This window comes from Affinibrenneria salicis, assembly GCF_008710095.1.
Map to the genome: position 1 here is coordinate 93,696 of NZ_VYKJ01000003.1, position 19,385 is coordinate 113,080.

At 56.8% G+C, this 19,385-nt stretch carries 17 protein-coding genes and 1 other annotated feature; of the genes, 10 read left to right on the forward strand and 7 right to left on the reverse strand.

From position 1 onward, the window contains the following. The 6 genes from hisH to hisL all read right to left on the reverse strand — a co-directional run bounded on the left by hisH (position 1) and on the right by hisL (position 5,270). Complete coding sequence (hisH, locus tag FJU30_RS07625) at positions 1–591, reverse strand: imidazole glycerol phosphate synthase subunit HisH (protein ID WP_150434387.1); 591 nt, start codon at positions 589–591, stop codon at positions 1–3. Further along, a complete protein-coding gene (gene hisB, locus FJU30_RS07630) occupies positions 591–1,658 on the reverse strand; it encodes a bifunctional histidinol-phosphatase/imidazoleglycerol-phosphate dehydratase HisB (RefSeq protein WP_150434388.1) in 1,068 nt (355 codons plus the stop codon). Before hisB ends, hisH begins: the two co-directional genes overlap by 1 nt. Positions 1,659–1,673: 15 nt before the next feature. Continuing rightward, positions 1,674–2,744, reverse strand: coding sequence for a histidinol-phosphate transaminase (gene hisC, locus FJU30_RS07635; protein WP_150434389.1), 1,071 nt, complete (start codon positions 2,742–2,744; stop codon positions 1,674–1,676). Beyond that, positions 2,741–4,054, reverse strand: coding sequence for a histidinol dehydrogenase (hisD, locus tag FJU30_RS07640; RefSeq protein WP_150434390.1), 1,314 nt, complete (start codon positions 4,052–4,054; stop codon positions 2,741–2,743). Before hisD ends, hisC begins: the two co-directional genes overlap by 4 nt. A gap of 6 nt (positions 4,055–4,060) precedes the next feature. Beyond that, entirely contained in the window at positions 4,061–4,960 is a 900-nt protein-coding gene (gene hisG, locus FJU30_RS07645; RefSeq protein ID WP_150434391.1) for an ATP phosphoribosyltransferase, read from the reverse strand. Between the two features lie 164 nt (positions 4,961–5,124). Then, positions 5,125–5,247: a sequence feature (His leader region), on the reverse strand. After that, a complete protein-coding gene (gene hisL / locus FJU30_RS07650; RefSeq protein ID WP_150434659.1) occupies positions 5,223–5,270 on the reverse strand; it encodes a his operon leader peptide in 48 nt (15 codons plus the stop codon). (Overlaps the previous feature by 25 nt.) Before the next feature lie 159 nt (positions 5,271–5,429). Between hisL and FJU30_RS07655 the strand changes: the two genes are divergently transcribed. The 5 genes from FJU30_RS07655 (at position 5,430) to FJU30_RS07675 (ending at position 11,313) form a co-directional block, all read left to right on the forward strand. Beyond that, complete coding sequence (locus FJU30_RS07655; RefSeq protein WP_150434392.1) at positions 5,430–6,257, forward strand: SDR family oxidoreductase; 828 nt, start codon at positions 5,430–5,432, stop codon at positions 6,255–6,257. Between the two features lie 152 nt (positions 6,258–6,409). Beyond that, on the forward strand, positions 6,410–7,159 hold the full coding sequence (locus tag FJU30_RS07660; RefSeq protein WP_150434660.1) for a flagellar brake protein: 750 nt from the start codon (positions 6,410–6,412) through the stop codon (positions 7,157–7,159). A gap of 426 nt (positions 7,160–7,585) precedes the next feature. Beyond that, entirely contained in the window at positions 7,586–7,789 is a 204-nt protein-coding gene (locus FJU30_RS07665; RefSeq protein ID WP_150434393.1) for a hypothetical protein, read from the forward strand. Then, positions 7,779–9,143, forward strand: coding sequence for an APC family permease (locus FJU30_RS07670; RefSeq protein ID WP_150434394.1), 1,365 nt, complete (start codon positions 7,779–7,781; stop codon positions 9,141–9,143). Before FJU30_RS07665 ends, FJU30_RS07670 begins: the two co-directional genes overlap by 11 nt. A 1,549-nt stretch (positions 9,144–10,692) precedes the next feature. Then, positions 10,693–11,313 (forward strand): LuxR family transcriptional regulator, encoded by a 621-nt coding sequence (locus tag FJU30_RS07675; protein ID WP_150434395.1) that lies wholly within the window; start codon positions 10,693–10,695, stop codon positions 11,311–11,313. Between the two features lie 63 nt (positions 11,314–11,376). Here FJU30_RS07675 and sbcB read toward each other — a convergent pair whose 3' ends face one another. Next, positions 11,377–12,804 carry an exodeoxyribonuclease I gene (gene sbcB, locus FJU30_RS07680; RefSeq protein WP_150434661.1) on the reverse strand — a complete coding sequence of 476 codons (1,428 nt, stop codon included), beginning with the start codon at positions 12,802–12,804 and terminating at the stop codon, positions 11,377–11,379. 366 nt (positions 12,805–13,170) lie between these two features. Here sbcB and FJU30_RS07685 point away from each other — a divergent pair, with 366 nt between their 5' ends. The 5 genes from FJU30_RS07685 (at position 13,171) to FJU30_RS07705 (ending at position 19,374) form a co-directional block, all read left to right on the forward strand. Beyond that, a complete protein-coding gene (locus FJU30_RS07685; protein WP_150434396.1) occupies positions 13,171–14,133 on the forward strand; it encodes an ABC transporter permease in 963 nt (320 codons plus the stop codon). Continuing rightward, positions 14,123–15,127, forward strand: a complete 1,005-nt coding sequence (locus tag FJU30_RS07690) for an iron chelate uptake ABC transporter family permease subunit (RefSeq protein WP_150434397.1) — start codon at positions 14,123–14,125, stop codon at positions 15,125–15,127. The genes FJU30_RS07685 and FJU30_RS07690 overlap by 11 nt, the downstream gene beginning before the upstream one ends. Beyond that, positions 15,124–15,882 carry an iron ABC transporter ATP-binding protein gene (locus tag FJU30_RS07695; protein ID WP_150434398.1) on the forward strand — a complete coding sequence of 253 codons (759 nt, stop codon included), beginning with the start codon at positions 15,124–15,126 and terminating at the stop codon, positions 15,880–15,882. The genes FJU30_RS07690 and FJU30_RS07695 overlap by 4 nt, the downstream gene beginning before the upstream one ends. 331 nt (positions 15,883–16,213) lie before the next feature. Continuing rightward, positions 16,214–16,531, forward strand: coding sequence for a PTS system regulator TmaR (gene tmaR / locus FJU30_RS07700; RefSeq protein ID WP_150434399.1), 318 nt, complete (start codon positions 16,214–16,216; stop codon positions 16,529–16,531). Between the two features lie 611 nt (positions 16,532–17,142). After that, complete coding sequence (locus FJU30_RS07705; RefSeq protein ID WP_150434400.1) at positions 17,143–19,374, forward strand: ComEC family protein; 2,232 nt, start codon at positions 17,143–17,145, stop codon at positions 19,372–19,374. Positions 19,375–19,385 lie beyond the last annotated feature (11 nt).

Here is a 19,385-nt window from a genome sequence, read left to right on the forward strand (position 1 = left end):
TTACATCTCCAGAAAGTTTTTCAGCAGCTGCGCCCCGGCCGCCCCGGAGCGTTCGGGATGAAACTGCACGCCGAAGAAGTTGTCTTTTTCTACGGCAGCGGTGAAGGGCTCGCCGTACTGTGACTGAGCGATTGTATTGGGACATACCGGCATTGCATAGCTGTGAACGAAATAGAACCAGGCGCCGTCGTCGATATCACGGAATAAACGGTGGCCCGCCTGAGGTGTGAGTTGATTCCAGCCCATATGCGGCAGCGGTAAACCGCAGTCGGCGAGCGGCCTGACGGGGGTATCGATAATTCCCAGCGTGGGCACGCCGCCGTTTTCCTCGCTGTGGGAACCCAGCAGCTGCATGCCGAGGCAGATGCCCAGCACCGGTTGCGTACAGGCTTTAATCAGATCGATCAGATCGCGCTGCGTTAGCTGGTCCATCGCCGCCTGCGCGGTGCCTACGCCGGGCAGGAACAGTTTGTCGGCGTGCAGCACCACTTCCGCCTCCCGGCTGACCACCGGCTGGTAGCCCAGGCGTTTGACCGCCCAGGTGACCGAAGAGAGGTTGGCGCAGCCGGTATCCAGAATCACCACGTTCATCACAGCACCCCTTTAGAACTGGGCAACGTATCCCCTTCCACGCGGATGGCCTGGCGCAGCGTGCGGCCGAAGACTTTAAACAGGCTTTCCACCCGATGATGGTCGTTACGGCCTTTGGTTTTCAGATGCAGCGTGCAGCCCATCGCATAAGAGAGCGAACGGAAGAAGTGCTCCACCATCTCCGTGCTGAGATCGCCTACGCGCTGATAGTTGAACTCAGCTTTGTACTCCAGGTGCGGCCGGCCGGAGATATCCAGCGCGCAGCGCGCCAGGCATTCGTCCATCGGCAGGACGAAGCCGAAACGGGCGATGCCGCGTTTGTCGCCCAGCGCCTTGTTCAGCGCTTCGCCAAGAGCCAGCGCGGTATCTTCCACCGTGTGGTGATCGTCGATGTACAGATCGCCTTTCACTTCGACGTTCATGCGGAAGCCGCCGTGCGTGGCGATCTGATCCAGCATATGGTCGAAGAAGCCCACGCCGGTGCTGATTTTGCTGCCGCCTTCCTGGTCGAGCCAGACGTTGACATCAATGCCGGTTTCGCGCGTCACGCGGCTGACGTGCGCGTGACGGTTGCGCTGCGTCAGCCGCGCCGAGATGGCCTGCCAGTTCAGCCCGTCGCGTTGATAGCGCAGCCCTTCGATGCCCATATTCTGCGCAAGTTGCACATCGGTAGGGCGATCGCCGATCACGTAGCTGTTGGCGGTGTCCATGACGCCGCCGGCCAGATAAGAGGCCACCAGTGCGGTTTTCGGTTTGCGGCAGGCGCAATTATCCGCCGGCAGATGCGGGCAGATCAGCACCTGTTCGAATTCGATGCCCTGCGAAGTCAGGATTTGCATCATCAGCTGATGCGGCGGATCGAAGGTTTCCTGCGGGAAACTGGCGGTGCCGAGTCCATCCTGGTTGGTAATCATCACCAGCTTGTAGCCCGCTTTCTGCAGCGCCAACAGAGAGGGGATCACATCCGGTTCCAGCGCCAGCTTGTCCAGACGGTCAACCTGGAAATCTTCGGGCGGTTCAGCGATTAATGTACCGTCACGGTCAATGAAAAGGTATTTCTGGCCCACATTGGCTCCTTGAGATTAATTGTTGATACCGGGTAACCGCCGCAATGCGTCGACGAGGCGCTCGCATTCATACTGATTGCCGACGGTAATGCGTAAACTGTAGGCCAGTCCGGGCTGTTTACTCTGATCGCGCAGGATAATGCCTTCATCCCACAGCGTTTGAAACGCATGGCTGTCGGGGGTGAACCGTACCAGCAGATAGTTGCTCGCGCTGGGGAACACCTGCTCCACGCAGGGCAACGCATCCAGCTGCTGCGCCAGCCAGCGGCGGTTTTCCACCACCTCCGCCACGTTTTGCCGCATTCTCTCCAGACCCTGTTCACTCAGCGCCTGGGCGGCGATGTCGGCCACCGGCAGCGAGAGCGGGTAGGGCGCGATAACCTTCAGCAGCAGCGCGATGACGTCTTCATTGGCCAGAGTAAAGCCGCAGCGCAGGCCGGCCAGCGCGAAGGCTTTCGACAGCGTACGCAGGATAACCAGGTGCGGGTAGTCCGCCAGCCAGCTGACGGCGGTCGCCTGCGGGCTAAACTCAATGTAGGCCTCGTCGATGACCACCAGCGCGGTGCCGCGCGTCAGCTCCAGCAGACGACGCAGGTCTTCCTGGCGCACCAGATTGCCGGTCGGATTATTAGGGCTGCAGACATAAACCAGCTTTACGCCGTCCAGCTGGCGTTCAATGGAGTCCATATCCAGCTGCCAGTCGGCGGTGCTTTGCGCCGTGCGGCGCTCCACGCCGAAGGTTTCCGCGCTGACGGAGTACATGCCGTAGGTCGGCGGGCAGAACAGGATGGCGTCCTTGCCCGGTTCGCAGAACGCGCGAATCAGCAGTTCTATGCCTTCATCCGCGCCGCGGCTGACCAGCACCTGCTCCGGTGTTAATCCGGCGTAGTCGGCATAGCGCGTGATCACCTGTTTGGGCTGACATTCCGGGTAGCGGTTCAGCGTCTGCAGGGTCAACTGATATTCGGGCGCCTGCGGAAATTCGTTGGCGTTCAGCCAGACATCGCCGCTGCCGCCGAGCCGGCGCGCCGACTGGTAGGGGGTCAGGGCGCGCACATTGGCGCGCGCCAGATTCTCAATGCTCATGCCCGCTCCTTAAGCGCCGCAACGCGCAGGGTAACGGCATTTTTGTGCGCGGTCAGCTGTTCCGCCTGGGCCAGGGTTTCGATGGCCGGCGCCAGCTGCAGCAGCCCCTGCGGCGTTAACTGCTGTACGGTCATGCGTTTCTGAAAATCAGCCAGGCCGAGGCTGGAATAGGTCGCGGTATAGCCATAGGTCGGCAGCACGTGGTTGGTGCCGGAGGCATAGTCGCCGGCCGATTCCGGCGACCAGTCGCCGAGGAAAATGGAGCCAGCGCTAATGATTCGATCCACCAGCGCTTCGGCGTTGCGGGTCTGAATAATTAAGTGCTCGGGACCGTACTGATTGCTGATTTCCACGCACTGGTCCAGATCGCGGGTGACGATCAGGCGGCTGCTGCTCAGCGCTTTACGCGCGATTTCCGCTCGCGACAGCGAGGAAAGCTGCCGTTCCACGGCGACGCTGACCGCTTTAGCGATGTCGGCGTCCGGCGTCAGCAGCACCACCTGGGAATCCGGGCCGTGTTCGGCCTGCGACAGCAGATCCGCCGCGATAAAGTCCGGCGTGGCGCCGCTATCGGCGATCACCAGCACTTCGGACGGACCGGCCGGCATATCGATGGCCGCGCCGTCGAGACGCTGGCTGACCTGACGTTTGGCTTCGGTCACCCAGGCATTGCCCGGCCCGAAAATTTTATCGACTTTCGGAATGCTTTCCGTACCGAAGGCCATCGCGGCTACCGCCTGCGCGCCGCCCGCCAGGAAGACTTCTTTAATGCCGCACAGCTGAGCGGCATAGAGGATCTCATCGGCCAGCGGCGGCGGCGAACACAGAATCACCTTGCGGCAGCCTGCGATGCGGGCCGGAATGCCCAGCATCAACACCGTTGACGGCAGGGGAGCCGAACCGCCGGGAATGTAGAGGCCGATGGAATCGATCGGCCGGGTCACCTGCTGGCAGCGTACGCCCGGCTGGGTTTCGATATCGACGCCGGGCAGGATCTGCGCGCGGTGAAATGTTTCGATGTTTTTCACCGCAACGGCCATCGCCTGTTTGATGTCGTCGTCAAGGCGTTCCGACGCCGCTGCAATTTCCGCTTCGCTGACGCGCAGCGCGCCGAGCTGAACTTTATCAAAGCGTTCGCCGTAATAGCGCAGCGCTTCATCCCCCTGGTCTTTCACTTTCTCCAGGATCTCTTTTACCGTTGCGGTAATGCTGTCCGAGGCGGAAATCGCCGGGCGGGTAAGCAGCTGGCGCTGCTGTTCGGCGGAACACTGCTGCCAGTCAATAATGGTATTGAAATTAGCGCTGGTCATGATCGGTTACTCCATCATTTTTTCAATTGGCAGCACCAGAATCGAGCTGGCGCCCAGTGATTTCAGGTTTTCCATGGTTTCCCAGAACAGGGTTTCGCTGCTGACCATATGCATCGCGACCCGGCTCTGATCGCCGGCCAGCGGCAGGATAGTCGGGCGCTCCGCGCCGGGCAGCAGCGCAATGACCTCGTCCAGCCGTTCGCTCGGCGCGTGCAGCATAATGTATTTGGACTCTCGCGCCTGAATTACGCCCTGCATGCGGGTTAACAGCTTGTCGATCAGTTGCTGCTTCGCTTCCGGCATTTCGCCGTCGCGCTGGATCAGACAGGCTTTCGAGCGATAAATCACTTCTACTTCCCGCAGGCCGTTGGCCTCCAGCGTGGCGCCGGTCGATACCAGGTCGCAGATGGCGTCGGCCAGGCCGGCGCGCGGCGCGACTTCGACGGAACCATTCAGCAGACAGGATTTGAAACTGACGTCTTGTTTATCGAGATATTGCTTGAGCAGGTGAGGGTAGGAGGTGGCGATACGTTTATTCTGCAGACATTGCGGGCCGGTAAATTCTTCATCCAGCGGCATGGCCAGCGATAGCCGACAGCCGCCAAAGTCGAGGCGGCGCAGCGTGAAGTAGCGCGGATCCTCGCCCTGGGCGCGGCGGTTCAGCAATTCTTCTTCGAGCACGTTCTCGCCGATGATACCGAGGTCCACGACGCCGTCCATGACCAGCCCGGGAATGTCGTCATCGCGCACGCGCAGAATGTCGATCGGCATATTCTCTGCGAAAGCAATCAGGCGTTGCTGCTGTAGATTGATTTTAATACCGCAGCGCGCCAGCAGTTCGCGGGAATCGTCGCTCAGACGTCCAGACTTCTGCATTGCTATCCGTAAACGTGTTTTATCCAGCATGGTAACCCTCATTAACCTGTCAATTTATACCCTTCGCCTTTCCGGTGGCCGGCGCGGCGATTTGCCGCTTCTTCCGCTCGCTTTGCGTTCGGAAGTCGCTTGCCTGCCGTCTTGCCTTTCCTGAAATCGCCTGGGTAATAGAACGATTGAAAACAATAAACCTCAAAAAAAAACCCCCGGAAGAATGATCTTCCGGGGGCTTTCTTGCCATTCTGCGCCACTGGAAGATCTGAATGTCTTCCAGCACCAACTGCCTGAAAGACTAGTCAGGATGATGGTGATGATGGTGGTTAAACAGAATGCGCGACATAAAAAATACCTGTTGAAAATAAGAATAAACTTAACTGCCGATTAACCTAAACCATATCAGGGTAATGATGCAACACTTTTTTACCCGTAATGACGTTTTTATGGTGCACAATAAACAGAGTCAGATCGTAAATTGCTTATCAGGTGCGGGAGAGAAAGCATGAAAAAGGTCGCGATTACGGGATTGGGCTGGCTGGGCATGCCGCTAGCGCAGGCGCTGGCCGGCAAAGGGTACCAGGTGCGCGGCAGCAAAACCACGGCAGACGGCACGGAGGCGGCCCGGTTAAGCGGTATTGAGTGCTATCAACTGAATCTGACGCCCTGGCTGGAGTGCGAGTCCGGCGATCTGGAGGCGCTGCTGCAGGTGGATGCGCTGGTGATCGTTTTACCGGTCAGCCGCACCGTACAGGGCGCGGAAAATTATTTTGTCGCGGTGCAGCAACTGGTGAACAGCGCGCTGGCTTTTAAAGTCGCGCGCATTATTTTCACCAGTTCGACTTCGGTGTACGGCAGAACCGTCGGCAAGGTGCGCGAAAGCAGCCCGCTGCAGCCGGAGACGGCGGCGGGAAATGTGTTGGTCAAACTGGAGCAGTGGCTGCATCAGTTGCCCAACACCTCAGTGGATATTTTGCGGCTGGCCGGTCTGGTCGGCGTCGATCGGCATCCAGGACGTTTCCTGGCCGGCAAGGTCGGTCTGACGCGCGGTACGCACGGCGTTAATCTGGTGCATCAGGAAGATGTCCTGTCGGCGATTCAGTTGCTGCTGCAGTTGCCCGGCGGCGGGCATCTATACAATTTATGTGCGCCGGAGCATCCGGCCCGCAAAGACTACTATACTCTGCAGGCCGGCCGGCTCGGGTTGCCGGCGCCGCAGTTTATTGATGAAGCGAATCCGCCGGAAGCGCGTCTGATCGACGGTTCGCGCATCTGCCGTGAACTGGGCTTCGAGTACCTCTATCCCGATCCGATGATCATGCCGCTCGGCTGACGGGGCGTTTAGCCGGCGCCCGCGGCGGCAGGCAAACCAAATTAAAGTTGTCTGTCATGCTGCCGATATCGTTTTAAGCCGCCTTATACCTCTGGGGAGGACGCAGGCGCCGGGATATCAATAGGGTGCAGGCCATTGTTTGAATGGTGGAGATGAAATCGGTGGATGAAAATGTCAAAGAGCAGTTTGTAAAACTGAACAAACTGGCGATATGTGCAACGCTGCGCGATCTGAAAAAAAACGATACCACAGTGATGGTTAATCACTCTCGCGGGCAGTTTATCAGCAAGATTCTCGACGTCTACCCGGAACGCAACCAGTTTGTGTTCGACCTGGGCGGACTGGCCGTCGAAAACAGCCTGGCGCGGGCGGCGGAGGCGCTCTCTTTCGTGGCCGAACCGGCCGGAGCGAAGATTGAATTCAACGCGCAACAGGCGACCACCGTTGATTTCGGCGGGCTGCCGGCGTTTATCGCGCCGATCCCGGAGCGGCTGTACTATATTCAGCGTCGAATCTACTTCCGCATCAATTCGCCGCTGTGGCCACCGTTGCGCTGTCGGGGCGCGTTGCCGGATGACAGCGCCTTTGAGTTCACGATTAAAGATATTTCTTTGGGTGGACTGAGTATGTATACCGACAGGGATGTTTCCGGCATGCTGCGGCGCGGCGATCTGTTGCCCGAGGTTGAGCTGGACCTGGACGAATTCGGCCGTTTTGTCCTCGACCTGCAGTTTATCGGTCAGTCCGATAATAAGACGCTGAGCAGCAAGGGCGAGGTAAGAGTGACCCAGCGCCTGAGTTTCCGTTTCCTGAATTTGTCCGCCGCGCAGGAGCGCGGTCTGCAGCAGATTATTTTTGAACTGGAGCGTCAGGAGAACGAGAAGAAAAGAAAATTCCAGTAAGCGCGGTCGACAGGTATTGCCTCGCGCGCCAGCGTGGGCAGAAAAAGACCGGCGGCTGACCTGCGGGCTTGTCAGACCTGGAGCGCTGAGGCAAAATACGCGCCTTGCAAAATAAGAGGTTGCTGACAAAGCCGCCGATGAGGCCGGAATACCCAGACCCGCCGCACCGGGTGGTCTGGATGGGGCGTCTCCGTGCGCCATCTGGTCCGGCGCGAACGTGGTTCAAATTTGTTGCCGGCAAATTTGTCGGCGGGCTCGGGCCGCGGCGCTTTCCCTGATAACCAACTTTGTCAACAGCCTGACATAACCGACGCATTCGCGTCGGTTATTTTTTTGCATATATGTTTTCAACCTGGAGCCGGATATTTATCCGGATAGATATGTGATTCGTGTGCGCAAACTGCGCCGCTATGAGGAAAATTAAAGATGGGGCATTTGGTTAATTCGGCACCGGCCGTCACCGGTTTGCGCGGCGACGGCCGCGATGATGGCGCCGGTCAGGCGTATCAGACCCGGCCGGCCGGCGTCACCCCACTTCGCCGTTATGCGTCGCGTTATCCCGCCATCGCCTGCATGAACCTCGTCGTTCGCCCGACGCCGCGTAAAGGAGGAATGAAGAATGTCCTCTGAGCACACCGCCTCCGCCGGCCAGCGCGTTCAGTTACGCAAAACGCTCACTCTGTGGCAGGTTGTCATGATGGGACTGGCCTATTTGCAGCCGATGACGATTTTTGACACCTTCGGCATCGTTTCCGGGCTGACGGACGGCCATGTGGCCACCGCCTACGCCTTTGCTCTGTTGGGAATATTGTTTACCGCGCTTAGCTACGGCAAACTGGTTCGCCGTTTCCCATCGGCCGGTTCGGCCTATACCTATGCGCAGAAAGCGATAAGTCCGCACGTTGGCTTTATGGTCGGCTGGTCATCGCTGCTGGACTATCTGTTTATGCCGATGATTAATATCCTGCTGGCGAAAATCTATTTGACCGCCATCTTTCCGTCAGTGCCGTCATGGATCTTCGTGGCGGCGCTGGTTGGGCTGATGACCTTATTTAATTTGCGCGGCATCAATCTGGTCGCCAATCTGAACTCGCTGATTGTAACCGTACAGGTTGCGGTGATGGTGATCTTTATTGCGCTGGTAATCCACGGCGTTTATCGCGGAGAAGGTGCCGGAACGCTGGTGAGCGCGCGTCCGTTCTGGTCGGATAATGCGCATCTGGTGCCGATGATCACCGGCGCCACCATCTTGTGCTTCTCGTTTCTCGGCTTTGACGGCATTAGCTCGTTGTCGGAAGAGACGCCCGATGCCGGTCGGGTGATCCCGAAAGCCATTTTTCTGACGGCGCTGATCGGCGGCATTATCTTTATTTTCGTGTCTTACTTTTTGCAGCTCTATTTCCCGGATATCTCGCGTTTCAATCATCCGGACGCCTCGCAGCCGGAAATTATGCTGTATGTGGCCGGTAAGCTGTTTCAGTCGGTGATTCTGGTGTTCTCCTGCGTGACGGTGCTGGCCTCGGGCATGGCGGCGCATGCGGGCGTATCGCGCCTGATGTATGTCATGGGACGCGACGGCGTGTTTCCGCAACGTTTTTTCGGCTATATCCATCCGGTATGGCGTACGCCGGCGTTAAATGTGCTGTTGGTCGGCGCGATTGCTCTGTCGGCGGTCTCCTTTGATCTGGTTACCGCGACCGCGCTGATTAACTTCGGCGCGCTGGTGGCGTTTACCTTTGTAAACCTGTCGGTCATTTCACAGTTCTATATTCGTGAACGGCGCAACCGGACGCTGAAGGATACTCTGAATTACCTGGTCTTGCCGGTTCTGGGCGCATTAACGGTAGGCGCGCTATGGATCAATCTGGAACAGAGTTCCATGGTGCTGGGGGTGATTTGGGGCTCGGTGGGGCTGCTCTATTTAGTTGTGGTGACCGACATTTTCCGCCAGCCGGTGCCGCAGTGTAATGACAACTCGCTCTGAGAAGCGGATGCGCTATGCCGGCCTCTACAGGGCCGGCGACGGCATTCAAATCCGCGTCCCGCGCCTCTGTCGGCAGAATCGGGTACGCATGTCGGTTCGGCGGGATTGGCGGTCTCCCTCTGAGATTCTCTCTGCGGGACGATCCGGGCCGCTCAAATCGGTTCCTGACGGTTGTCCCTCTCTTGCCGCGTACCCTGTTCATCAATATGCCCCATCCGCAAGGACAGGCGCACGACGTTGTTCAACGCCATAAGGTTGCGTCCCGCAAGCTGAATTGTTCAGGTGATATGCTGTGCACGCCTATGCTTACGGCTCACCGGCAGCGTTATCCTGAATGAACCGTGTCTGGCTAAATATTTAATGACATTTTGCCGCCGCCGCAGAACGGGCGAAATAGTCCATTTACCCTTAGCGCGGTTTTTTCTTCGCTGGCAACACACTCGCGAACTATGTGGTATCGTTCCCTTTTGATAGTGCCCGCGAGGGAAATAACAATAAAAAAAATAATCATTCGCTTATCGGCCGGTGCGACCCCCGTCCATGTGGGGGCGGTTTTTGATTAACCGGCTAATATTGTCATGGAAAAGCGAGATGAGAATTATACCTGGGTAAGTAATCATATTTACAGATAGATCAAGGGGTTTAATGATCTGATACTTTTGCTTACGATTGCCGCTGTAGAAAATAATCCGGCTAAACAGTCATGCCTCGTATTGCTATTATCCGTTGTGAACAAGATAATGGCATTTCATTGCAATCAATATGCTATTTATATAAATCGCATTGTGTCCGCGATTAATTGACAGATCCCATGATCCAGGCTAGCGGGAATTCACGTGGTTTGCCGCGCGGAAAAATAAAATATAAATCTGGTGGCAATAACCATTTGAATCGTTTATAACATTCATTTGTAAAATAGCAATAGGCCAAACCTATCAAATGTTTTTTATCGATCGCGCTTGACGATTGTTTGTATTGGTAATATTCTGTCAGGAATAGGAGAGGCATCGCAGTTTGCCAATTTTTTTGATTAAAATCATTGAATTATATTATAATGAGGACCTTTCCGGCCCCTGTGGCGATGGAGCCGTTTTAAAAATTTTAATTACAAACGGTCCACTCTCATTACAGATTATTATCAATGCCCCGTAGGGGCTTAAATTTTTTGTCTTTAAAAAGATAAGGTTAATCACAAGACCTTTAAGAATAAAAATTAATTCCGTTATGGTTCTATTTGTTTTTGCGAACCAATATTCTGCCAGAAAGACATACATGCGCAATGTGTACATACGACTGTCCACGGTCGTTTTATCGCTGTTAACGATAAATGCGGCTCTTCAATTAAAGGCTCGGCAAGCAAAAGGATCAGGAGCATATTGCATGAACTATAAACGGATATTGAACGGTAAGGTTATTCCGCTATGGATAACGAAACAGGCACAAGATATTTCTCTGTCATTCTATCGGTCCGCTAATCATTGTTCATACAACGTCAACGATGACTGATGACAGTTTGCTATGTTTTTATTAACTACCTATGCAGAATATTATGCTTAAAGAAAATAATGTCGCGAAAAGTAATGTACTGGTGGTGAGTCGATGCCGGTATAGCAGTATGGGACTGGCCGGCTTTTTAGAGCGCAACCTGAATTCGGCGGAAAATAAATACTGCTACAGTTACGCCGAGGGAAAACGTATTCGGGCGGAGACACTTAACCGCTATGATATTGTTATGATGTTTACTTTTCGCGATCTAAAACAGAATATCGCTATTCTGGAAATCATCTCTTCAATGTATCGCCTGTATAACGGCAAGACTAAGATTGTGGTCTTCTACGACGATGAGCGTGTTGTTCAGTTGTTTTCGATATTGGGCGCGCGCGTTGAACTGATCTCGGCCAAACTCCCGCTGAACGTTCTGCTGGAGAAGGTCAGGACGGTTTTACACAGCCCCACGCTGGGGCAATTAAGCTTTCAGCAAACGCGTATGCTGAGCGCGGCGGAACGCCAGGTTATCTTTAATTTGCTGAAAGGAATTAGCCTGCAGGACATCGCGAAAACGCGCGGCACGAATGTAAAAACGATCTTTGCGCAGAAATACAGCGCGATGAAGAAATTACGCCTGAAGCATATCGGCACGGTATTTACTTCCGCCGGCGCGGCGCATTAAACATTAAATTGGATGTCTGCCAGCCGGGATAAAAATGTCCGGCTGGCAGGAAACAGACCGTATTTAATTCACCAGCGTCTGTGCATAGGTGTAAAGCAATTTAACTAATTCCGTCTTCTTCCCATCATTTTCGTAATACTGGTAAAGCTGCTCCAGCCGGGCCGCATATTCCTGCAGACGCTGCGGCGTCAATGTTTCCCGCCGGTGCTGCAACCAGCGCTGTTGTTCACGATCGTCCAGCGTCGCCGGGTAATTGCGCGCCCGATAGCGAAACAGCAGCGGCTCCAGCCGATTATCCGAGAAGTTTAAATCCAGCGCCGGTAAATTTTGCGGGGCGGTTTGCTGAATAATTTTCATCGCCGCGCGATCGGCATCGCTAAAGAATCCATCATACAACCGCGCATCGACATCCTGCTCCGGCGGGAAAGCCGGCGCATCGGCAAACAGCGCCACCACCTTTTCCCTCAGTTGCGGATGCTGGCGCAGCAACTTCAGGTTGCTCAGACATAACGGCCGATCAATGCCGAGCCGTTCGGCGTCCTCCGGCCGCAGCGTGCTGGCCGGCGCCAGCACCGGGCATTTATTGGTATGAATGAGTTTAAGCGGCACCGACGTTTCGCCCGGCGCCAGTTTGTCGCGGCGGGTATACAGACGTTCGCGCAGTTCGTCGGCTTCCAGCGCCAGCAGCGGGCTCAGATCGCCGGCCAGGTCGCAGACGATCACGGCGTTCTGGTTCTCGGGATGCCAGGCCAGCGGCGCAACCCAACTGGTGTTGCCGCGCGCGGCGCCGAACATGCCGGAAACATGCACAAGCGGCTTCATCTGCGGAATGTCGATCAGAGCGCTGACCTTGCGTTTATTGCGCAGTTGAAACAGATAGTCGAACAGTTTCGGCTGGGCCTGTTTCAGCAGCCGGGCCATCGCCAGCGTGGCGTAGACATCGGACATGGCGTCATGCGCGTGCTCATGCTCAACGCCGTTAGCGCGCGTCAGATGCTCGAGCCGAAAGCTGGGCAGTCCGTCCTCATTCTCCGGCCAGACGATACCGTCCGGGCGCAGGGCATAGCAGGCGCGCAGGGCATCCAGCAGATCCCAGCGCGAGTTGCCGTTCTGCCAGCTCCAGGCATAGGGGTCATAAAAGTTGCGGTAAAACAGATACCGGCTGACTTCATCATCAAAGCGAATATTGTTGTAGCCCATCACGCAGGTGCCGGGTTCGCTGAAGGCCTGCTGGATCTGACGGGCGAATTCCGCTTCGCTCACGCCTTTCGCCTGAGCCTGCTGCGGAGTAATGCCGGTAATCATCACCGCTTCAGGGTCGGGCAGATAATCATCGGCAGGACGGCAATAAATGACCAGCGGTTCGCCGATAATATTGAAGTTTTCGTCGGTTCGTACGCCGGCAAATTGCGCCGGACGATCGCGCGCCGGGTTTTTGCCGAAGGTCTCGTAGTCGTGCACGAAGAATGTGGGTTGTATCTTATTGGTCATCATTAAGTCTGATCAAAGTGTTCTTCGGGGCAACATTACCCCGGACAGGTGCCATTTGGGGGTAAGCATATCATTGAATCTGCCGCTCTGTTTTTGTTTTCCCGACCGCAGCGCGCCGGAGAACGGCGTGCCGTATGCCTATACATTATTATCTTGTTTCGGGTACAATCCCTTGCGGTAAAATGCGAATGATAATCAAGTTCTTTGTCGATTCAGCTGGCGCTACCGATACGTGGTCTGCCGCGTTGTGCAGGCGATATTCCGGTTAACGTATTCCTCTTTATATTTATACCGACGATATCAGAGAGACGGAAGGCGGATGGGGCACGGCGGCGGCAGAGTCTGGTTGATGATGATAAGACGTCTATGAAATCTGTTTATTTCTCGTTTGGTCTTTTTCTGGTCGTTATTCTGTCGGCGTTCAGCCTGTTTATCGGCGCCAGCCATATTTCACCGGCGCAGGTCTGGCAGGATGAAGCCATGCGCGATATTTTCTTTATCAGCCGGGTGCCGCGCACGCTGGCGCTGCTGCTTGCCGGCAGCGCGATGAGCGTGGCCGGGTTGATTATGCAACTGTTGACGCAGAACCGTTTCGTCGAACCTTCGCTGGCCGGCACCACGCAGTCTGCCAGTTTGGGACTGCTGGTCATGATGGTGCTGGCGCCCGGCGCGTCGGTGATGATGAAGATGGTGGTGGCCAGCGCATTCGCCATGCTGGGCACCGCGTTGTTCATGCTGTTGCTGCAGCGCGTGGTGCTGAAATCGGCGCTGGTGGTGCCGCTGGTGGGCATTATGCTGGGGGCGGTAATCAGTTCGGTGACCACGTTCGGGGCGATGCATTTCGATTTACTGCAGGCGTTGGGCAGCTGGGATGCCGGCGATTTTTCCGGCGTACTGCGCGGTCGCTATGAGTTATTGTGGCTGGTGGGCGGACTGACGCTGCTGGCGTGCTGGATTGCCGATCGCTTTACCGTGGCCGGCATGGGACGGGAGTTTTCCGTTAACGTCGGGCTGAATTATCGCCAGGTGATGATTGCGGGTATGGCGATTATCGCCGTGATCAGCGGGGTAGTGGTGGTAGTGGTTGGCGCGCTGCCGTTTCTCGGCCTTATCGTGCCTAATCTGGTCAGCATGGTGCTGGGCGATAACGTGCGTAAAACCATTCCCTGGGTGTGCTTGCTGGGCGGCAGCCTGGTGCTGCTGTGCGATATGGTGGGCCGCCTGGTCCGTTATCCATTTGAAATTCCCGTCAGCGTTATCCTCGGCGTCATCGGCGCGGCGGTATTCCTTATTTTACTGTTGAGTCAGAAAAAACGTCATGCGGGTTAATCAACAACATAGCGTGACGGCGCCCGCCGTGCGCAAAAAGCGCGGTCCTTCGCCCCGGCGGCGCCTGGCGTGGCTGACTGTGCTGTCTCTGGCATTAATTGTCGCCTTTATGACGCTGAATCTGGGATCGAATTTGAGCTATATTCTGACGCATCGAGCCTTGATGCTGATGACGATGCTGTTGGTGGCTTTCGCATCGAGCGTCTCGACCGTGTTATTCCAGACCGTGACTAATAATCGCATTTTGACTCCGTCAATCATGGGGTTTGAGTCGCTGTTTATCTTGATCCAGACCATCGTTATTTTTTTCTTCAGCGCCGGCGACCTGATGTGGCTCGGCGCGCAGGGGAAATTTGTGCTGGAGGCCAGCCTGCTGGTGCTGTTTTCCGCGCTGCTGTATCGCTGGTTGTTTACTGGCCGGCGCAACAATCTACACCTGGTGCTGCTGGTGGGCATTATCTGCGGCACGCTGTTTCGCAGCCTTGCCGGTTTAATGCAGCGTCTGATGGCGCCTGACGAGTTCGCGATCCTGCAGAGCCGCATGTTCGCCACCTTTACCCGCGCTACGCCGGAACTGATCGCGCTGTCGCTGTTTATCGCCTTCGTTGCCGGGCTGGCGATCTGGCGCATGCGTTTTCGTTTCGACGTGCTGGCGCTCGGGCGCAGCGCCGCCATTAATCTGGGGCTGAACTACACCCGCGACGTAACGCTGATTCTGTTGCTGGTGTCGGTGCTGGTGGCGATTTCCACCGCGCTGGTCGGCCCCCTGACGTTTCTTGGTTTTATGGTCGCTAATCTGGCCTGGATGGTAATGGGAAACAGCCAGCACCGGTTTATTTTGCCCGGCGCTTTTCTGCTGGGCGTCGTTACGCTGCTGGGCGGTCAGCTGATTTTGGATCACGTGCTCGACATGGCCGGCGCGCTGTCGGTGGTGATCGAGTTTATCGGCGGGACGTTGTTTATTCTGCTGTTGCTTAAAAAGGTCTCCATATGATTGAAGTTAATAACGTCAGCAAAACATATGATGGACAGACGGTGCTCAACGGCGTTTCCGTCACTATTGCCCGCGGCGGGGTTACCTCGATCATCGGACCGAACGGGGCGGGCAAGTCGACGCTGTTGTCGATTATTAGCCGACTGCTGACCCCGGATAGCGGCAGCGTACGGGTCAACGGCATGGATGTGGCCAGTACGCCGGGCGATAAGCTGGCCACCTGCTTATCGGTGCTTCGCCAGGAAAACCAGTTTACCAGTCGGCTGACGGTGACCGACCTGGTCGGTTTCGGCCGTTATCCCTATAGTAAAGGACGGCTAAACGAGGACGACCGGCGACGCATCAACGATGCGCTGGCGTTTCTGGATCTGACCGGGCTGAAGGACCGCTTTCTGGATGAGCTGTCCGGCGGACAGCGGCAGCGCGCCTGCGTCGCTATGGTGCTGTGTCAGGACACGGACTATGTACTGCTGGATGAACCGCTGAATAATCTGGATATGAAGCATGCGGTTGCAATGATGAAACAGATTCGGCGCGCGGCGGATGAACTGAACAAAACCATCGTTATCGTTATTCACGATATCAATTTCGCTTCCGCCTGGTCCGACCATATTATCGCCATGCGCGACGGGGAAATTATCTACAGCGGCGCGCCGCAAGAGATTATGGTCGCCGGGGTGCTGGAAGATATCTTCGATACGGCTGTAACAATTGAGCGGGTTCGCGACCGCCATATTGCGGTATATTATCGTTAATCGGAGCTTATCTGCGCAGACGGTCGGCGGAAAGAAAATTCCACCTTGTCGCAGGTAGGCGCTAACCTGTATGGTGAATACAGGGCGGTATTCGCATAATATACTGGTCATACTTCAGGTTGCAGGTGCGTTGGCTTTTCTTGCTCACCCCGGTCAGTTACTGGTGTAAGCCCCTGGGCGTTATGTGCCTCATCCCGCAGGCGTGCTCTGCGGGGCAGCGCTGACGCTGTCCGGATCGGTTCCTGACCGGTTCGTCGCAGCAACGCCGTATTCCTGCAACCCGAATTATTTCGAGTATCAATCTGTATATGACTTAAGTAAGGGTAGATAAATGGATAAGCTTAATAAGCCATCGTTCCAGGACGTGCTGGAGTTTGTGCGCGTTTTTCGGCGCAAGAACAAGTTACAGCGTGAAATTATCGATAACGAAAAGAAAATTCGTGATAACCAGAAGCGCGTTCTGCTGCTGGATAACCTGAGTGAGTACATCAAACCCGGCATGTCTATCGAAGACATCCAGGCGATCATTGCCAGCATGCGCGGTGACTATGAAGACCGTGTGGATGATTACATCATCAAAAATGCGGATCTGTCTAAAGAGCGTCGCGAATTGTCTAAAAAACTGAAAGCGATGGGCGAAGTGAAGTAATCTTCGCGTGCCGATGACGGATAGCGGAACGTTGTATACCCCGGATATTCAATAAATTACAGATTGCAGACATGCGGTAAGCGAGCCAGTCGCCGGCCGTATCGCTCACACAGCGAGCGGTCCACCCGCGTACCTGCAATGTGCAAAATAGTGTGTATCGTTGTAACAGGTTTCGTTATCCGTCATTTCTTGTGATCAACCCCGCCGGCCTTATCCTTTTCTGCTTCTGCTTCTGCTTCTGCTTCTGCTTCTGCTTCTGCTTCTGCTTCTGCTTTCGCTTCCGCTTCCGCATTTAATGTTGACGACGCGCCGTTTCGTGATGACCGATCTTTCGCCGGCGTTGGCCGTTATCTTTGCCGTGCCTGTCGCTGTGCTGAGCGTCCGTTCGCCGCTTCCGCGACTGGCGTTGCGAAGCGGATAGCATAAACGGCACGGCTCGCGGCAAGGGCGGACGATAGTCTGCGATACGTTTCGCCGCCGCCGCCGTCCGGCCTGTTTCCGCCCGCAGAGCGCTGGCACGATATGTTTTTTCTCTAGCGGGACAGACGCTCCTGCCGGGAGGCGCTATCAGACTTTCCGTCGACAGGGTGGCCGCCGCGCTGATTGTCGGTATGTTGCCCTACCTGTTTTTAGCCGAGCTGCCCTCTGCCGCGCTGCTGGCCGCCGGGGGAGGGGTGGCGCTGCTGTTGAGCTGGCGGCCGCGCGGCGCGGTTGCCCGTTCGCTGGCGCTGATGCTGGTTGGTTTTATCTGGGCCGGGCTGGCGTCGCGGGATCTGTTGCGGCAGATGGAGCTTGCCGTCGGGCAACCGGTTAATGCGCAGGTGGTGATCGACAGCGTCAGGCTGGCGCATCATGAGGACGCCGCGGTGATTGTGCGGCTGGCGACCATCAACCAGCGCCGGGTGTTCCCGCCGCTGTACGCCAGCATCCGGTTCGACGCCGGCCAGACGCCGTGGTGCGGCGGTCAGCGCTGGCTCATGTCACTGCGGCTGCGTCCGGTGCATAGCCGGTTAAATCAGGGCGGTTTTGACCGGCAGCGCTGGGCGCTGGCCCGGCGGCAGCCGTTGAGCGGGCGCGCGCTGGCCGCCCGGCCGCTTGAGGCCGATTGTCACCTGCGTCAGCGAATGGTGACGCACGCCGCGCGGCAGGTCAGCGACTTTGCCTGGCGCGATATTCTGCTGGCGCTGGCTTTCGGCGAAATGAAAAGCGTAACGGACGAGCTGCGTCTGCTGTTGCAGCAGACCGGCACCATGCACCTGATGGCGATATCCGGTCTGCATATTGCGCTGGCGGCCCTGTTCGGCTGGGGCGCAGCGCGGGCCGGCCAGTGGTTTCTGCCGGTCGGCGCAATCGGCTATCGCTGGCCGCTGCTGTTTAGCGGCCTCGTCGCCTGGATTTACGTCTGGCTGGCGGGCGGCAATCCGCCGGCGGTCAGGGCCGGGCTGGCGCTGTCGCTCTGGATCCTGCTGCGTCTGTATGGCGTACGCTGTACGTCGTGGCAGATTTGGCTGTGGTGTATCGCTTTGATTTTACTCTACGATCCGCTCAGCGTGCTGTCGGATAGCTTCTGGCTTTCCTGTCTGGCCGTCGCCGCGCTGATCTTCTGGTTTCAGTGGGCGCCGCTGCCGAGGTCCCTGCAGTGCAAAAAACGCTGGCTTCCCGTGCGCTGGTTCTATTTACAAAGCGGCATGACGCTGTTGCTGCTGCCGCTGCAGATCGGCTTGTTTCACGGCGTCAGTCTGCTGTCCCTGCCGGCCAATCTGTGGGCGGTGCCGCTGGTTTCGTTTATTACCACGCCATTGATTCTGGCGGCCTTGCCGCTGCTGGCGTTGCCCGCGATCAACGCGCCGCTCTGGTGGCTGGCCGACCGCTCGCTGTACGGGGTGTTCGCGCCGCTGTCTTCGCTGCAGAGCGGCTGGCTGCCAACCGGCGAAACGGCGCTGTCGGTCAGCGCAGCAGGCTGGCTGGCGGTGACGATCTGGCGTTTTCACTGGTGGCGCGAGCATCCGGCCAGCGTGTTCGCGCTGATGGTCGCGCTGATTTTTCCGCAGGCGAAGCGGCCGGCGTCGCTTTGGCGTCTGGATATGCTGGACATCGGCCATGGGCTGGCGATCGCTATCGAAAAGCAGGGGCGGGTGGTGCTGTATGACAGCGGCAACCGCTGGGATGGCGGCGATATGGCGAGTCTTGAAATCGTCCCCTGGCTGCGCTGGCGCGGTCTGACGCCGGAAAAGCTGATCCTCAGCCATAGCCATATGGACCATATCGGCGGGCTGGATACGTTGCGCACGGTTTTTCCGGCGTTGACGGTGCATAGCTCGTTTCGTCAGCCTGGCCACCTGTCCTGCCGGCAGGGCGATCGCTGGCTGTGGCAGGGGCTGACCTTTGAGGTGCTGTGGCCGCCGCGACGCAGGGCGGTCGCCGGCAATAACGATTCCTGCGTGATTCGTATCGATGACGGTCGCTGGCGGGTGCTGCTGACCGGCGATTTGGAAAAACAGGCCGAGCTGGCGCTGGTGACCTCGCAGCGCCAGGCGCTGCCTGCGGATTTGTTACAAATTCCTCATCACGGCAGCAACAGTTCGTCTACGCCGCCGTTTATCCGCGCCGTCAATCCGCGCCTGGCAATCGCCTCCGCCGCACGCTATAACGCATGGCGTCTACCCTCGCGCAAGGTGATCCTGCGTTATCGTCAGCAGGGGACGCGCTGGCATGACACCGCGGTCTCGGGGCAACTGAGCGTGCATTTTTTCAGCGATAGCTGGCAAATTAATGGTTTCAGAGAACAATTAAAGCCGCGCTGGTATCATCAGTGGTTTGGCGTCAGGGAGGATAATGGGTAAAATAACCAGCT

What these genes read in the sequence shown, in the direction of transcription:
- hisH (WP_150434387.1), bottom strand. Translation starts at nt 591, where the DNA reads ATGAACGTGGTGATTCTGGATACCGGCTGCGCCAACCTCTCTTCGGTC.
- hisC (WP_150434389.1), bottom strand. Translation starts at nt 2,744, where the DNA reads ATGAGCATTGAGAATCTGGCGCGCGCCAATGTGCGCGCCCTGACCCCC.
- hisD (WP_150434390.1), bottom strand. Translation starts at nt 4,054, where the DNA reads ATGACCAGCGCTAATTTCAATACCATTATTGACTGGCAGCAGTGTTCC.
- hisG (WP_150434391.1), bottom strand. Translation starts at nt 4,960, where the DNA reads ATGCTGGATAAAACACGTTTACGGATAGCAATGCAGAAGTCTGGACGT.
- FJU30_RS07655 (WP_150434392.1), top strand. Translation starts at nt 5,430, where the DNA reads ATGAAAAAGGTCGCGATTACGGGATTGGGCTGGCTGGGCATGCCGCTA.
- FJU30_RS07660 (WP_150434660.1), top strand. Translation starts at nt 6,410, where the DNA reads ATGAAATCGGTGGATGAAAATGTCAAAGAGCAGTTTGTAAAACTGAAC.
- FJU30_RS07665 (WP_150434393.1), top strand. Translation starts at nt 7,586, where the DNA reads ATGGGGCATTTGGTTAATTCGGCACCGGCCGTCACCGGTTTGCGCGGC.
- FJU30_RS07670 (WP_150434394.1), top strand. Translation starts at nt 7,779, where the DNA reads ATGTCCTCTGAGCACACCGCCTCCGCCGGCCAGCGCGTTCAGTTACGC.
- FJU30_RS07675 (WP_150434395.1), top strand. Translation starts at nt 10,693, where the DNA reads ATGCTTAAAGAAAATAATGTCGCGAAAAGTAATGTACTGGTGGTGAGT.
- sbcB (WP_150434661.1), bottom strand. Translation starts at nt 12,804, where the DNA reads ATGACCAATAAGATACAACCCACATTCTTCGTGCACGACTACGAGACC.
- FJU30_RS07685 (WP_150434396.1), top strand. Translation starts at nt 13,171, where the DNA reads ATGAAATCTGTTTATTTCTCGTTTGGTCTTTTTCTGGTCGTTATTCTG.
- FJU30_RS07690 (WP_150434397.1), top strand. Translation starts at nt 14,123, where the DNA reads ATGCGGGTTAATCAACAACATAGCGTGACGGCGCCCGCCGTGCGCAAA.
- FJU30_RS07695 (WP_150434398.1), top strand. Translation starts at nt 15,124, where the DNA reads ATGATTGAAGTTAATAACGTCAGCAAAACATATGATGGACAGACGGTG.
- tmaR (WP_150434399.1), top strand. Translation starts at nt 16,214, where the DNA reads ATGGATAAGCTTAATAAGCCATCGTTCCAGGACGTGCTGGAGTTTGTG.
- FJU30_RS07705 (WP_150434400.1), top strand. Translation starts at nt 17,143, where the DNA reads ATGTTGCCCTACCTGTTTTTAGCCGAGCTGCCCTCTGCCGCGCTGCTG.